We start from the raw sequence: 13,821 nt of genomic DNA on the forward strand, positions 1-13,821 counted from the left end.
ATGGTGAAGCAGAAACTCGCCGTACTTATAGCTGTTTTAGCGTTGTTCTCGGTTGTGCCTGCTCGCGCGCAGAGTGCCGCCGCACAAGTGCTTATCGATGCTCAGACCCGCGCCGCCGGCGAGCACAAGAACATCTTTTTGATCTTCGGCGCATCCTGGTGCGGCCCTTGTCATCAACTCGATAGTTTCATGCAGGCACCGGAACTCAAGACCATTTTCGAAAAGTATTTCGTTATCGCGAAGGTCCACATCGCTGAAGAGGCTTCGAAGCATCCGGAGCGAAACACTCCCGGAAGCGACGCACTCCTCCAGAAACTCACCGGCAATGATCCCAAAAACACGGGTGTTCCTTTCATCGTGTTCCTCGATGGGGCTGGAAAACCGATCGTCAATTCCGACGGACCGGTCCCCGGCGCTGCGCCCGAGAATATTGGATATCCGGTCCTGCCGGAAGAGATCACCTGGTTTATGGAGATGCTGAAGCGAGGCGCTCCCTCAATGTCCGCGGCCGAGATGGATAAAATCTACGCATCCCTCAAGAAAGCCGCGGAGAAGCAGACGAACGGCAGCCACGAGTAGCCTTAGGAAATTCTTCCGGTGCTGCCTCACCCGTCATCTTAGAGCCCCAAACGAGTAACAGCGATGCTGCGAACAAAAACCATATCTGCGAGGAGAGAAACGTTAACTGAAACGACCTTGCCGTGAGAAGACCGTGCGGTATGCGTCCGCTCTCTACCAGATACACCAGCATCGCCGGGATTGGAAGCGCGAACAGCAGCGCACTCACCCCAGCCACCCACAGAACCGACAAATCCCGTCTTTCGAGCCACGCCGCCGCAAACAGAAACACCAGCACCGACGCATCATCGAACCGGTGATACGCAGGCAATAGCAGGACAACGTTGATGGTTGCGAATGCCAGCAGGTCCGATCTTCCACTCCGCTTTACTGCGATCCACCACGCCGCCACCAGGGCCACCCCAACCGCGATTGCGACGACGTTCGCCACAACGCGACTGCTCGTGATCGATCCCAGGATAACCTGCAGGTTGAGCAACTCATACCGCGCTGGATTAGCGGGCGAGAAATCGTTTGCATCGCCGACCGCACCGAACTGTCGCGTTCGCGCCAAGAATTCGCTCCACCACGGCACCCCGGCCACCGACAACCGCGCGACGAATACGCCAAGGCTTGCGATGCCACTCGACAGCGCCGCAACCAACGTCTTCCATTCGCCATCGACGATCAGCACCAGCACCATCGCCCCGGCAATGTGCGGCTTGCAGCAACCCACGACGCCCAGCAGAATTCCCGCCGCCAGCCAACGTCCGTCGCGGTTCAGCAGGTAACTGATTCCCATCAGTCCAACCAGTAGCGGGGTGACGTTCGAACCTGACAGCCCCGTATGAATCGGCCCCAATGCGAGCGCGCAGATCAGGAACGCAAGTACCGAATTCCGCGATGCCCCGGACCGGCGCGCAAACCTCCACAGCATCGTTCCAAGAATCGCCGTGCTGAAAATTACAAATAGTGAATTCGCCGCTCTCCACCGCAGAAGCGTAAATGGTGTTGCCAACGGAACCATGCCCGGCAGCGCGCTATAGCTCGCAGCCTGGGCCAGGGTGTTGCGGCCCAGGGTGTACCCGCTCGCGTCCTCGAACGTCCGGACGATCACCTGCGTCGAATACGGCGCCTCGCCCGCCATCCACGCCTTCGAAATCGAATACACACTGAAGAAATCATTGGTCAGGTGAGGACGAACTCCGCGATAGAATCCGCGATAAGCAAAGAGAATGGCAGAGAGGAAGAGCAGTACCCAAAGTAGTGAAGTGGAATGACGTCCGAGTGTTGCTAATGTCGGCGAAATCCGCGGGCCATCTGATACTTGATCGAGCTCAGGCGCAATACCGGACACACCACTACGTTCGCCCAGAGTTGCAAATTACGGAACTCTTTACTCTTGTACCTCCCAATTTTTGGTCCCAAATTGGGAAAGCGTGTTCGGCCCACTACTGCCGGTCCTCGGTATATTCGGAGAACTACTCTTTCGGCGTCGGCAACCGCAGCCGGATGTTCCGATTCTTGCCGGTGTATTCCAACTCGTACTGAACTTTCTTCCCCGTCGCCACCGGGAAGTGGAGATAACCAGAGACCGGTTGCGAAACCTCTCCCTGTGGCAGAGATTTGTCGCGCAACTCCGTTTCCATGGTCTTGCGGTCGGCTTCCGTGTCTTTGCCATTCACGATCCACTATCCACGCCTTCAAAGAGCGGGTGCCTGCTCCTGACAAGCAAAAACCGCGCGTTAACGCTCGCGCGGCTCGGTTTTTCCAAGTGGCATTTCAGCCTTTGTTCGGCCCCACCCAGAGTGGCCGTCCTGCAGCGTTCCGCAGCAGGAGTGTTTTGTCGCCCTTCTTGATTTCTTTCGCCAGGATTCCGTCATTCGTCTTCAGCATCGAGCCCGTTACTTCCACCGTGTCTCCCTCTGCAAACTTCACTCCCTGTTTGTCGAGATACCACGACGGCCCGACGTGAACATCCAAAGTCGAATCCTTCGTTTTCAGTAGCAGGTGGATTCCCACACCACCACGTTTTCCCGGATGCTGCTGTACCGCCTGCACGGTGCCGGTCACCGTTGTTTCCGTCGCCGCGTCATAGGGCCCGAAGCCCATCCCGCGGCTACCCGGTCCCTGCGCCACCGCCGTCAGAACCACACCGCATAAAAAAACAAGAATTACCGCTATGCCAATTCGCTTCATGTGTCGCTCCTATTGATCGATTCCCAAGTCGTTATTCAACTGCTGTTGCTGAGTGCGGATCTTGTTCACCGCCGACTCCATCTCGCGCGCCTGCTGCCGAACCTTCACCGGGTCCGGTGCTTCCATCGCCAGTTCCATGTCGAGCGCTTCCGACATCTTTTCCAGTTGCTCCCGGGTCATCTGCATCTGCTGAGTACGATCCCTGGTCGCCTCCTGCTGTTCGGGACTCAGGCCGTTCATCTGGTTCATCTGCTCCTGCTTCATGGTTTGGATATCGTCGCGCAGCTGTTCGCGCCACTGTGATGCCTGCTCCGAGCTGATCGGCTGGTTCTGCTTGATTCGAGCCATTGTGCGAAGTCTCGTGCGTACCCGTTCCATTGACTGCGTACACGTTCTCGACTGCTGCCGTTGCTGGTCGCTGGCATGAATGCGCAGGCGCTGCTGGTCGCCCATTCCCTGACCCATACCTCTATTTCCCATTCCTGCCTGGCCGGCCTGGCCCGCCGCCGGATTGCCGTGCATACCGCTCTGCCCGCGTCTCTGGGCAAATGCCGAGCCCGCAAGCAGTAAACTGAGCCCCAACATCAGAATTCTGCCTTTCATCGCCCCTCTCTTTCCGAGTCCCCGCCATCAAAGTGGCTCTTTGGTGCTATCTGGTGAAATAAACTCCATTTGCGCGGATTTGTTACTGCCTGTCACGCTGAACAGTGACGAAGCTCACGTTCGCAAAGAGAAAGCCCCGCAGATCTCTAATGCGAATCACGGGGCGCATACCCCTGGAACTTGCTGTCCAATAGCAAACGGGGCGAACCTTTCGGTTCGCCCCGTGCACTACGCGTCAAGGAGGAAATGGAATCAGCCTATGCGCGCGCAGATCGCCTTGGTTTCCGTGTAGAGTTCCAGCGCCTCGTGTCCCATCTCGCGGCCCCAGCCACTCTGCTTGTAGCCGCCGAACGGAAGCGCTGCGTCGAAGATGTTGTAGCAGTTGATCCAGACGGTACCGGCCTTCATCTCTGAAGCCAGCGTGTGCGCCTTCGAGATGTCCTTCGTCCATATCCCCGCCGCCAGGCCATACACCGTGTCGTTCGCCTTGGGCAGCAATTCGTTCACATCCTTGTACGGAGTCGCCGTAACCACCGGTCCGAAGATCTCTTCCTGCACAACCTTCATCTTCTCGTTGGTATTTACGAGCACTGTCGGCTGCACGAAGTAGCCTTTGTCGCCAACCTGGCGCCCGCCGGCAACCGCCTTGGCGCCCTCCGCGAATCCCGAATCCAGGTATCCGCACACGCGCTTCAGCTGTTCTTCGCTTACCAGTGGTCCAAGTTGCGTCGCCGGGTCAAAACCCGCTCCGACACGAATCTTCGACGCCTGCTGTGCGATGCCATCGATGACCTTGTCATAAATCTTCTCGTCGACATACAGTCGCGAACCGGCGCAGCAGCACTGCCCCTGGTTGAAGAAAATCGCGCTCGCCGCCCCCGGAATCGCCAGGTCCAGGTCGGCATCCCCCATGATCACGTTCGGCGATTTGCCGCCCAACTCCAGCGTGACCTTCTTCAGGTTCCCGGCCGCCGCGTGAACAATCAGCTTCCCAACTTCCGTCGAACCCGTGAACGCAATCTTGTCCACGTCCGGATGTGCCGCCAAGGCTGCTCCGGCTGTCTCGCCGTAGCCGGGAACGATGTTCACCACACCATCGGGGAACCCAGCTTCCTGGATCAACTCGCCCAATCGCAGCGCGCTCAGCGGCGTCTGCTCTGCCGGTTTCAGCACCACGCAGCATCCTGTCGCCAACGCTGGACCGAGTTTCCACGCCGCCATCAGCAGCGGGAAGTTCCACGGAATGATCTGCCCGACCACTCCGATCGGCTCTCTCACCGTGTACGCGTGATACCGTGCCTTGGGCGTGTACGGCACCGAAAGCGAAATCGTATTCCCCTCGATCTTCGTTGCCCATCCCGCCATGTAGCGGAACAGTTCCGCCGCGAGCGGCACGTCCGCTGCCCGCGCCACGGTCAGCGGTTTGCCATTATCAAGCGATTCCAGTTCCGCGAACTCTTCCAGGTGCTCGTCGATCAGGTCGCCGAGCTTCCAGATCAGCCTGCCGCGTTGCGCCGCCGTCATTTTGCGCCACGCGCCTTCGAACGCCGCCCGCGCTGCCTTCACGGCAGCATCGATGTCGGCTTTATCCCCTTCGGCAACCTGGGCCAGGACCTCGCCCGTTGCCGGATCGTACGTCGGGAAAGTCTTACCGGAAGCAGCTTCCACCCATTTCCCGTTAATGAGCATCTTGCGCCGCTCGGCGATGAATCGGCTTACGTGAGGATCAACATTGATGGGAACAGCTGTTGCCATGGGCGATCTCCTCGGACCGCGTCTGTGGGTGTGTGCGGCCCTGTTCTTCGTGATGTCGGTTCAGCAATAGAGGTTGAGAAAAAGTGCGGGCAAGCAGCAAATAACTTCGCCGGTGCCATCCTCAAGGCGCCGTTTGTTATACCACCGAGGCAGAGCAGGTGCAACCAGAGAGAGTCGCACGCTGTTTTGGTGGGGACAGGCGACCTCGTCTGTCCGCGCGAGCGAAGTTCGCGTTGCTTTTCGGCTTATCCGATCTTTTGTTCTTCTGTTGCCGGCCTACTCATACGCCAGCGCGTCAATCGGGTCCTTCTGCGCTGCCTTGAATGCCGGGTAGATCGCCCCCAGCAACGCCCCAATCATCGCAATTACGGCCGCTCTGCCGGCCCACGCCGCCGTCATCAGGATCGTCTGCAGCGGGAACTTGTGCCTGATCCCCATCGCCGCGAGATAGCTGATCAGGAATCCCAAGCCGATCCCCACGATCGACAGCACCAGGGTTTCCCTCAAAATGACGTTGATGATGTACATCTTGTTCGCGCCCAGCGACTTCAGGATCCCGATCTCCCGCGTGCGCTCCATCACCGCCGTATACATCGACTGGAAGATCACCAGGAATCCGATCACCATCGAGATCCCGATCACGATGTCAATGAAGATCGCCAACCCCGGAAGGTTCTGCACCGTCATCATCGACATGTATTCCGCCATCGTCCGAACCCCGTAGTTCTGCATCCCCGGAATCTGCTTGATTGCCTGTACCACCTCGGGCGCCAGCTTCGGATCGTCAACCTTCACGTAGAACATCGAAACTTTGCCAACCGATCCCGTCAGGTCCTGCAGCGTGCTCAGCGGAATAAATTTCCTCGCGCCTTTGCCGTGATACACGACTCCGCTCACGGTGAATTCGTGGTTCATCAACTCCTGTTTGTCCCCGACATGGATATTCCTCTGGTTGGCAACGAAGTCATCTACCAGCATGTCGTAAGGCCCCTGAAACGGGCCCCCTGCAAGGAATTTGAATGGCGCCCCAATTTTGTTGAAATCGTTCGGTGAGTTCTGGTCCAGTACGATGCCGTCGATGATTTCGACCGCTCCGCTGGTGTTCGACTGCATTGCTACCGGGGCAACGGCCGTCACGTGGTTCACTTTCCGCAGCACGTCGGCAATCTTCATCGGCATCGGACTGCTGCTCAGGCCCAGCATGAATGACGATCCCGGCGGCGAAACCATGATGTCCGCCCCAATCCCCTTCTGACGTTCCGCCGCGTCGTTCAGCGTCCCAATCGACAAGCCCACAATGAGCAGGATCAGCGTGACCTCAATCGCGATCGCAATCACGCTGATCGCCGACCGCAGCGGCCTGTGCACCAGGTTCGAAATAACCAGCTTATTCATCGTCTTCGATTGTATCGGAACCAGAAGGAGAAACGGCAAAACGGCAAAGAACTACCCGTGCTCCACGTCTGCTGCAGTCAGTAGACGTAAGCCTTTGGCCAGCCGCGATCCACCAGCAACATCTTTCGTTTTTGCCGTTTACTTCAGCGCCGTTTTGTTGTTTCCATTCGCCAGGTTCACAATCTGCGCTCCCGGCGGCGGATTCAACTCGAACTGTTGCGCTGTCAGTGGTTGGTTCAGCTTCAGCGAGACGATCGTCAGCCCGATCTCGTACTCCTCTTGCGGCCTCGTTATCTCAATATGGTTGGGGAAGCTCACTCCGCTGTAATCGTGGAAATTCGAGTAATCGGCGATCGTCGCGACATTACCCTGGCGGTCGTACACCACCTGCCGGTACGGCGTCAGGTCCACCCGGTCGAAGTAGATCTTCCTTGCCATGTACCAGCCCTGCGGGTCGCGCCGGATCACGTCGAGTATGTAGTTAGGTTGCTCGACCTCTTTATGCGTCTTCGGGTCTTTCACCTGCTGCGTCGAACTCTCGATGACGGCAATCTCGTCCTTCGGGTCGATTTCGTGCAGCAGCAGCGCGTCATATATGTGCTGTGGGCGGATGCTCTCCAGCGGTTGCTTCGGGTTCGGCGAGATCTGGTCGTTCCGTCCCACGATGAACTTGTTCTTCGGCGGGATCGACAACTTGAAATCCACCCCGTTGCTCACCATGTCGAAGGCCCGGTTGCGCACAATCGGGAACAGCCCGATCATCCGCAGCATCGCCGGCTTCTCCGCCAGGATGTAGCCGCGTATCTCGGTGTACTCAGTGACCTTCCCCTTTTTCTGTCCCCCAACCGCTGTCCGAATGTCCACCGTCGCATTCATCGTCTGAATTTGAGCGGCATCGCTGTTGACCTTCGCGATGAGTTCTTGCTGGCTTGCCGCCTTCAACGGCGCGGAACTCATGTGATTGGCAACTTTGCGGGTATGGAAGAGACACCCCGTCGTAAACAAAACGAGGAGGACGGGACCGAGTGGGAGCAAGCGACGAATCATCGAGAGTCAGAGAAGCCAGTATATCGATTTCTAGTTGGAGGAGGAAACCACGCCCTAGGATGGAACTGTTTCCATCCTGTCACAAATAATTGCCCTTCATCGACTTACGGGCGCGGGTGCTCCGTCCTGGTTTTGTCAGGGCGGGGTAGTGTACAAGCGTTCGGGACCGAACCTCTGCCTATTCCCTTGATCCAGCTACTTCTTCTGCGCCGCCATGGCCCGCATCTTGGTCAGTCGTTCCACGAAGGCCTGCAGCTTCTTCTTGCTTTCTTCGCTCCTGTTGATGAGCATATCTACCCGCTTCATCGCTTCCGGGTTTTGCATCTTCTCCCGATAGCCTTCCAGATACGGTGCCATTTTCGCGAAGATAAAGAACATCTCCCCTTGCGTGTCGAGGAAGAGCTGTTCGTTCACTGCTCCGTGCAGCGCCAGGGCGGCCGCCATCTCCCAGTAACTGGTCACCATTCGGAAGTAGCGGTTCTCATCCGTGCCGGGAGTGTTAACAACCTCGATGAATTCATCGACCGATTGCGGGTTGAACATCGCGAACCAGTTGCGCGCCTTGCGCATCTCGGCCTCGCGACGGAGTTCGTACAAGTGCATGATCACCTGCGCATCTGCTGGTGTAGCCGCCATCCTCTTTCTCCTGAATGAGAGTTCTCGCCAATGAGAGCTGAACCTGCGCCGGTCTATGTCACCCCCAAAGCCGGCCCTCGTAGAAGTCTACCAGCGTCGCCGCAACTCTGCGGCCTTTCCTCCCATGCGAAGCGGGCGCACTGTGTCGAGCCACGCCTTCGGCGCACGGTGAAAAGATTCTGCTTCGAGAAAGTTGCCCCGCACGTGAGTGCGGGGAATCGGGTGTTCCTCCCCTTGCGAGTCGCGCGCACCCGCGACGACAGAGTTATCCTGTCTACCTGCCGTTTGGAGCCCCACATGAGAATCGTCCCCATAATCAAGTCCGCCGATCTGCAACGCTCCCTGCGCTTTTACACCGAAATTCTCGACTTCGAACGCAAATGGCCCGGATACGAAGACGTCGAAATGGCCAACGGCGTCATCGACCTCGTCCGTGACGGCGCCGATCTGCAACTCTCCCGTCATGCCGGCGACGGCGTCTTCGGCTCCGTTAGCCGCGTCTTCGTCGACGACGTCGACGAGCGCTACGCAACCTTCTGCGCCCGCGGCCTCGACACCACCCGCCGCCCCGACTCCCCCGTCCACACCGCTCCCATCGATCAGACCTGGGGGCTGCGTGAATTCGCCGTCACCGATCCCGACGGCAACGGCCTCTACTTCTGCACGCCGATCACATAGTTTTCTCGAACGGTAAGCTACTAGCGATGCCCTGTGATGACGATCACTTCCATTTCCGCCTCTACGCTGTAAAGCTGTCACCAATTGCTCCATGAGGCTACGATGGCCCGCGTTGTCCTTTGTACGTTTGGTTCTTTAGGGGACCTGCATCCTATCCTTGCTATTGGCCGCGAGTTGACGCAGCGCGGACTGTCGACTGTCGTCGCCACTTCTCCGGCATATCGCGCAAAAGTGGAAGCATCTGGGATTGAGTTTCATCCCGTTGGAACTGATATCAGGATCGATGATCCCGCCATTCTGAAGCGCGCCATGCACCCCAGCGACGGCACCCGGTACATCTTCTGTGAACTGGTGCTGCCGTACTTGCGCGAGTCGTATCAGGAGACCGCCGCCATTGCACGCAATGCGGACCTCATCGTCACCCACCCGGTCACCCTCGGTGCTTACCTGTACGCGCGTAAGTCTGCAATGCCCTGGGCGTCGCTCGCATTGGCCCCCGTCAGCATGCTTTCCTCGCATGACATGTGTGTCTTCCCCGGATTTCCCGCCCGGGAGTGGCTCGCCCGCCGCGGGCCACGAACCCAGCGGTTATTTCTGAAGTTTGTGGAAAAGGTGTTCGAACCATACTGGAAGTGCTACCGCGCCTTTGAGCGCGAACTCGGATTGCCGCGCAGCCGGAATCCCATCCTGTTCGGACACTCGCCGCAACTGGCGCTAGCGTTGTTCTCGCCCATTCTTGCTTCTCCAAAACCCGATTGGCCACCGAACGCGCACGTCACCGGGTTCCCGTTCTTCGATCAGGAAGAGACCATCCCGCCGGACCTTCAGAAGTTCCTCGAGTCGGGCGAGCCCCCAATCGTGTTCACCCTGGGTTCGGCGGCCATTGGCGCAGCCGGCGATTTCTTCCATCAGAGCGTTGAAGCAGCGCGCATACTTGGCCGACGGGCCGTCCTGCTCGTCGGCAATGATCCAGCCAATCAGATGAACAAGTTGCCACAGGGTATGATCTCAGTCCCGTATGCACCGCACTCAGCAATCTTCCCCCGGTCATGCGTCAACGTACATCAAGGCGGTATTGGAACGACTGCCGAGGCCATGCGCGCGGGAAAACCAATGCTGGTCGTTCCCTACAGCCATGACCAGCCCGACCATGCCTATCGGCTGAAGAAATTGGGAGTCGCGCGAAGCGTGCGCCGCAAGGAATACAACGCAAAGAGCGCGGTGCGTGAGATATCCGAACTGCTTCGCAACCCGGCCTATTCAAACCGAGCCGCCGAAGTCGGGACGTCTGTGCGATCAGAACACGGCGTCAAGACAGCCTGCGACTTGCTCGAAGCTGTTGTGAAGAGAGGAGAGGCTCGATCCACCTTCGCCTAGAGGTCCGGGGGGCCCACCGTTTTCAGCTCGCGGCGCGAGCGCCTCAACGTCTAGCCACGCACTCAGCGCGTGGAGGAGGCGGGACAAGAATCCCGAGATGTGCAGTCCCTCCCCCTATTTTGCGAATCTTTGTTTTCAATATTTTGCGGAAATTTTCCCGCTAAAATATTGAGCGCCAAGGGTTTAAATCTGAAAATACCAAGAGTGGCTTTGTTTTCAGTGGTTTGTGCTCGAAGAATGTGCGTCTGGCTGCGTGATATCGGGCATGTTCGGTAGCCAGTAGGCGGTCGTCAGCAGCGTGAAGATGTCATTCGTTCTTCGTGAGAGGCAAAACGGAGACGATAGCGAAGGGCAAGTCCCAAATGGAGGAACCGCCCAGGATTGTTGATCCTGGGATAGCGTCGGCGCGGCCGGTACCGCAGCGACGAGTCGGGATGTGAAAGATCAGAACGGCAACCGAAGAACGGACTTCGGGGCCGAATTGCCCCACCCAAAAAGCCCTACCCTCTCGCCAACTAATCCACGCTGGCCGACTGCGGGCCAGGATGGGGCACCCAGCGAGAAGGGTAGGGCACCATCGGGGTAGGGGCACAAAAGCTTGCGGCGCCCGCTAGGGGCGCCGCTCGATGGACTGTGTCCAGAACAATTGTAACCTGTGGGGTCAAGGGTGTGGTCGGTTAAGAGCGAACAAAATCTTCGGGGAGTTCCAAAATGGGAAGACCGGCCCTCAGTTCTGCCTTCCTAGTTCCAGTTGGTTCTTTCTTCGTTCATTGTTCTGCCTAGTAAAAGGTGGCGGCTAAGTCCTTGCTCGATTCACCGCAGCCCCTGTGATACCGTTTCGTCAGTGCCCCGAACCGACTGGAGCCGTGACCAACTAATCATTGCTTTTAATCTCTATTGCAGAATTCCTTTTGGCCGTATCCATCGACGTAATCCGCAGATAGTTTCCCTCGCCGCAAAGCTCGCTAGAACCCCTTCTGCACTCGCTTGGAAACTCTCAAATTTTGCTCGCCTTGATCCCGAACTTCAGAAGAGGGGAATTAGGGGAGCTTCTCACGGTTCCAAAGCTGAGGAAACGATCTGGGAAGAGTTCAACGGCAATTGGAACGAACTGGCCTATGAAAGCCAACGACTTCTGTCTCAACTTGGTTGGCAGGATCCTGCTCAGAAGCTGGAATCATTGCCTCCCGGTAAGAGTCGAGTCGCATCGGTAAAAGTACGGGTCAACCAAGACTTCTTTCGTGCAGCGGTTATGGCGTCATACCAAAACCGCTGTTGTATCACTGGCTTATCGATACCGGAGCTTCTTACCGCTAGTCATATTGTTCCGTGGTCTATCGACGAAACGAACCGAACCAATCCTCAAAATGGTGTTTTGCTTAATGCTTTTCATGACCGAGCATTCGACTGTGGCTTGCTCACAATAACCCCTGATTTCAGAGTGCGCATCGCGGATAGGCCATCCCAAACAACTCCTGCTGACATTTCTGCCCGGCGCGATTTCCTTCTGAAATTCGAAGGCAAACAAATAGAATTGCCGACACGATTTGTGCCAGCCCCTGCTTTCCTTCGATACCACAACCGAAATATCTTTCGCGGGTGCGTATGAACATCGAATTCAGTTACCTCTATCGTGACGCCTCAAATTACAAGTCGTGGGGACGCGTTGTTTTTGCAGAAGGTGCCTCCGACCAAATAAGCATTGATCTAGCCGACGCCCAGCTACGCGCCTCGTTTATGTACGACACTTTCTCAGCTCACCAACTTTCTTTGCCTGAGCTCTTTACTAATTTGCAGGGCTACCCTGGCCCCGACGATCACTGTTTGCACGAATTTGATTCAATCGTGCTCACTGATGAAGCGCCGACGGATTTACTCGCGCGCACCTTCTCTCAATTCTTAGAGCAAGTGAGGACCACTGCCAACGACGGTTGGGAAGGTTTTGATCCGTATAGTCCCTCACGGTCGGATCGTATGTTCCGGTTCTTGTTTTAGGGCTTGGCCCTCGCTACTACTCAGGCCCACTGGGTCCAAGCGAGGAGCAATAACCGAAAATCGGTCGAAGCCGGATTTTCTTTTCTCATCCGTGGATAACTATCGCGATCCCAGTTTCCCAGGAGATCGACTCACGATGCTAGGTGCGAAAAGTACATGCAAAGACCGGTGGAGACAGGTTCTTGCGGAGGCAAATCGAATCTCGCAAGCATCTGTTCACGCTGGAAACTGCAATCAGTTCCTTCCAAACCGAAGAGATGTCTGCGAACAACTTGCAGCTGGTGCTGCCGAGAAGTTTGCACGCGACCTATACGGAATCTCAGCAGCACGCATTGCTTGATCTCGAATCCTTCATTGGATTGGTTCGCGAACGGCAAGATATCAGCAACTGAGGCGGATCATTCCATTCCGTCCTTCACGTACTGCGCCACGCGCCGCAGCACCGACTCCGGGGCCTGGACGGTCATTCGGACGTTGCCATCGCGGTATTCCCGGGACTCGACTCGCACTTTTCTTTGTGAATTACGAATTGCGACCCGCCTGAGACTCGCCCTCAGTGCCCGTTCATCGCTCTTCGATACGCAATCACGTTCTTTTCGTGCTCCTCGAACGTGCTGCTGAAGCGATGTCTTCCGCTGCCGTTTCCTTCGGCCACGAAGAACAGGTAATCGGTCTTCGCCGGATTCATCGCCGCCTCCAACGCCCCGACCCCGGGATTCGCGATCGGTCCCGGCGGAAGCCCCGCGTGCTTGTAGGTGTTGTACGGCGAATCGGCATCCAGATCGCTGCGGTAGATCGTCCCGCGATAGTTGCCGCTGAGCATCGCCGCATAGGCGACCGTGGGATCGGCGGCCAGCCCCATCCGCTTCGCCAGCCGGTTGTAGTAAACGCTGGCAATCTCAGGACGTTCGTCCGCGGCAGCCGATTCTTTTTCCACGATCGAAGCCATCGTCACGATCGTGTGAACGTTGTCGCGCAGGCCGATCTTCGTCGCTTCCTGCTCGAAACGCTTCACCATCATCGCGACCATGTCCTGCATCGACTGCGTTCTGGTGAACTGGTAAGTATCGGGAAATAGATATCCTTCGAGCGTCTGCGCCTGCGGATCGATGTTCCGGATCAGCGACACATCATCACGCGCAACCTTGAGGAAGTCCTCGGCCGAACCGAGCCCCGAATCCTGGATCGCCTGCGCGATCTCGAACATGTTGTAGCCTTCGGGAATGACGACTGTGTGCGTGTAGATATCGCCCTTCGCCAGTCGATCGCCGACTTCGATGGCATTCGCACTTGCGTCGAACTTGTACTCACCAGCCTTCAGCTTGTGAGCCGGACGGAAATAGTGCAGCAGCACAAACGCATTCGCGCTGCGAATCACACCAGAGCTCTTGAGCTGTTGCGCAATCCGCCTGCTCGACCACCCTGGATGCAACATGACGAACGTCGTCTGCGCAGGCTTGATGGGCAGAAAGATCCCATAGACGAGCCAAAGCCCGAGTCCGAGAACCACCAGCACGAAGATCGCGAACAGGCGACGCATGGAACCAATAGTTTAGATGAGGATTGTGGCTCGCGGGC

At 57.2% G+C, this 13,821-nt stretch carries 14 protein-coding genes and 1 pseudogene; 6 read left to right on the forward strand and 9 right to left on the reverse strand.

Annotation, left to right across the window (positions count from 1 at the left end; translation table 11 throughout):
- Positions 1 to 579 carry a thioredoxin family protein gene (locus ROO76_10760; GenBank protein ID MDT8068631.1) on the forward strand — a complete coding sequence of 193 codons (579 nt, stop codon included), beginning with the start codon at positions 1 to 3 and terminating at the stop codon, positions 577 to 579.
- Here the strand turns inward: ROO76_10760 and ROO76_10765 are convergent.
- The 8 genes from ROO76_10765 to ROO76_10800 form a co-directional block, all read right to left on the reverse strand.
- Positions 536 to 1,915: a glycosyltransferase family 87 protein gene (locus ROO76_10765; GenBank protein ID MDT8068632.1), complete on the reverse strand. Its 1,380-nt coding sequence runs from the start codon at positions 1,913 to 1,915 to the stop codon at positions 536 to 538. The genes ROO76_10760 and ROO76_10765 overlap by 44 nt on opposite strands.
- A gap of 124 nt (positions 1,916 to 2,039) precedes the next feature.
- Positions 2,040 to 2,243, reverse strand: coding sequence for a hypothetical protein (locus tag ROO76_10770; protein MDT8068633.1), 204 nt, complete (start codon positions 2,241 to 2,243; stop codon positions 2,040 to 2,042).
- Positions 2,244 to 2,340: 97 nt separating this feature from the next.
- Positions 2,341 to 2,757, reverse strand: a complete 417-nt coding sequence (locus ROO76_10775; protein ID MDT8068634.1) for a hypothetical protein — start codon at positions 2,755 to 2,757, stop codon at positions 2,341 to 2,343.
- 9 nt (positions 2,758 to 2,766) lie between these two features.
- On the reverse strand, positions 2,767 to 3,360 hold the full coding sequence (locus ROO76_10780) for a hypothetical protein (protein ID MDT8068635.1): 594 nt from the start codon (positions 3,358 to 3,360) through the stop codon (positions 2,767 to 2,769).
- A gap of 252 nt (positions 3,361 to 3,612) precedes the next feature.
- Positions 3,613 to 5,115, reverse strand: coding sequence for an aldehyde dehydrogenase family protein (locus ROO76_10785; GenBank protein ID MDT8068636.1), 1,503 nt, complete (start codon positions 5,113 to 5,115; stop codon positions 3,613 to 3,615).
- Positions 5,116 to 5,391: 276 nt separating this feature from the next.
- On the reverse strand, positions 5,392 to 6,510 hold the full coding sequence (locus ROO76_10790) for an FtsX-like permease family protein (GenBank protein ID MDT8068637.1): 1,119 nt from the start codon (positions 6,508 to 6,510) through the stop codon (positions 5,392 to 5,394).
- A 138-nt stretch (positions 6,511 to 6,648) separates the two neighbouring features.
- The gene (locus ROO76_10795; protein ID MDT8068638.1) at positions 6,649 to 7,557 is read right to left on the reverse strand and encodes a DUF4292 domain-containing protein; all 909 of its coding nucleotides are present in this window, start codon (positions 7,555 to 7,557) and stop codon (positions 6,649 to 6,651) included.
- Positions 7,558 to 7,752: 195 nt separating this feature from the next.
- The gene (locus ROO76_10800; GenBank protein ID MDT8068639.1) at positions 7,753 to 8,193 is read right to left on the reverse strand and encodes a hypothetical protein; all 441 of its coding nucleotides are present in this window, start codon (positions 8,191 to 8,193) and stop codon (positions 7,753 to 7,755) included.
- A 297-nt stretch (positions 8,194 to 8,490) separates the two neighbouring features.
- On the opposite strand from ROO76_10800, the gene ROO76_10805 reads away from it, so the two are divergent.
- From ROO76_10805 to ROO76_10825, 5 genes and pseudogenes are all read left to right on the forward strand, one after another.
- A complete protein-coding gene (locus ROO76_10805) occupies positions 8,491 to 8,871 on the forward strand; it encodes a glyoxalase superfamily protein (protein MDT8068640.1) in 381 nt (126 codons plus the stop codon).
- A 102-nt stretch (positions 8,872 to 8,973) separates the two neighbouring features.
- Entirely contained in the window at positions 8,974 to 10,248 is a 1,275-nt protein-coding gene (locus ROO76_10810) for a glycosyltransferase (protein ID MDT8068641.1), read from the forward strand.
- Positions 10,249 to 11,092: 844 nt separating this feature from the next.
- Entirely contained in the window at positions 11,093 to 11,857 is a 765-nt protein-coding gene (locus tag ROO76_10815; GenBank protein MDT8068642.1) for an HNH endonuclease, read from the forward strand.
- Entirely contained in the window at positions 11,854 to 12,243 is a 390-nt protein-coding gene (locus tag ROO76_10820; protein ID MDT8068643.1) for a hypothetical protein, read from the forward strand. Before ROO76_10815 ends, ROO76_10820 begins: the two co-directional genes overlap by 4 nt.
- Positions 12,191 to 12,635 (forward strand): annotated as a pseudogene (locus ROO76_10825) (type II restriction endonuclease). The gene ROO76_10820 and the pseudogene ROO76_10825 overlap by 53 nt, the downstream one beginning before the upstream one ends.
- Before the next feature lie 161 nt (positions 12,636 to 12,796).
- Here ROO76_10825 and mltG read toward each other — a convergent pair.
- Complete coding sequence (mltG, locus tag ROO76_10830; protein MDT8068644.1) at positions 12,797 to 13,783, reverse strand: endolytic transglycosylase MltG; 987 nt, start codon at positions 13,781 to 13,783, stop codon at positions 12,797 to 12,799.
- Positions 13,784 to 13,821: the final 38 nt, after the last annotated feature.

Source organism: Terriglobia bacterium (genome assembly GCA_032252755.1).
GTDB lineage: Bacteria > Acidobacteriota > Terriglobia > Terriglobales > Acidobacteriaceae > JAVUPY01.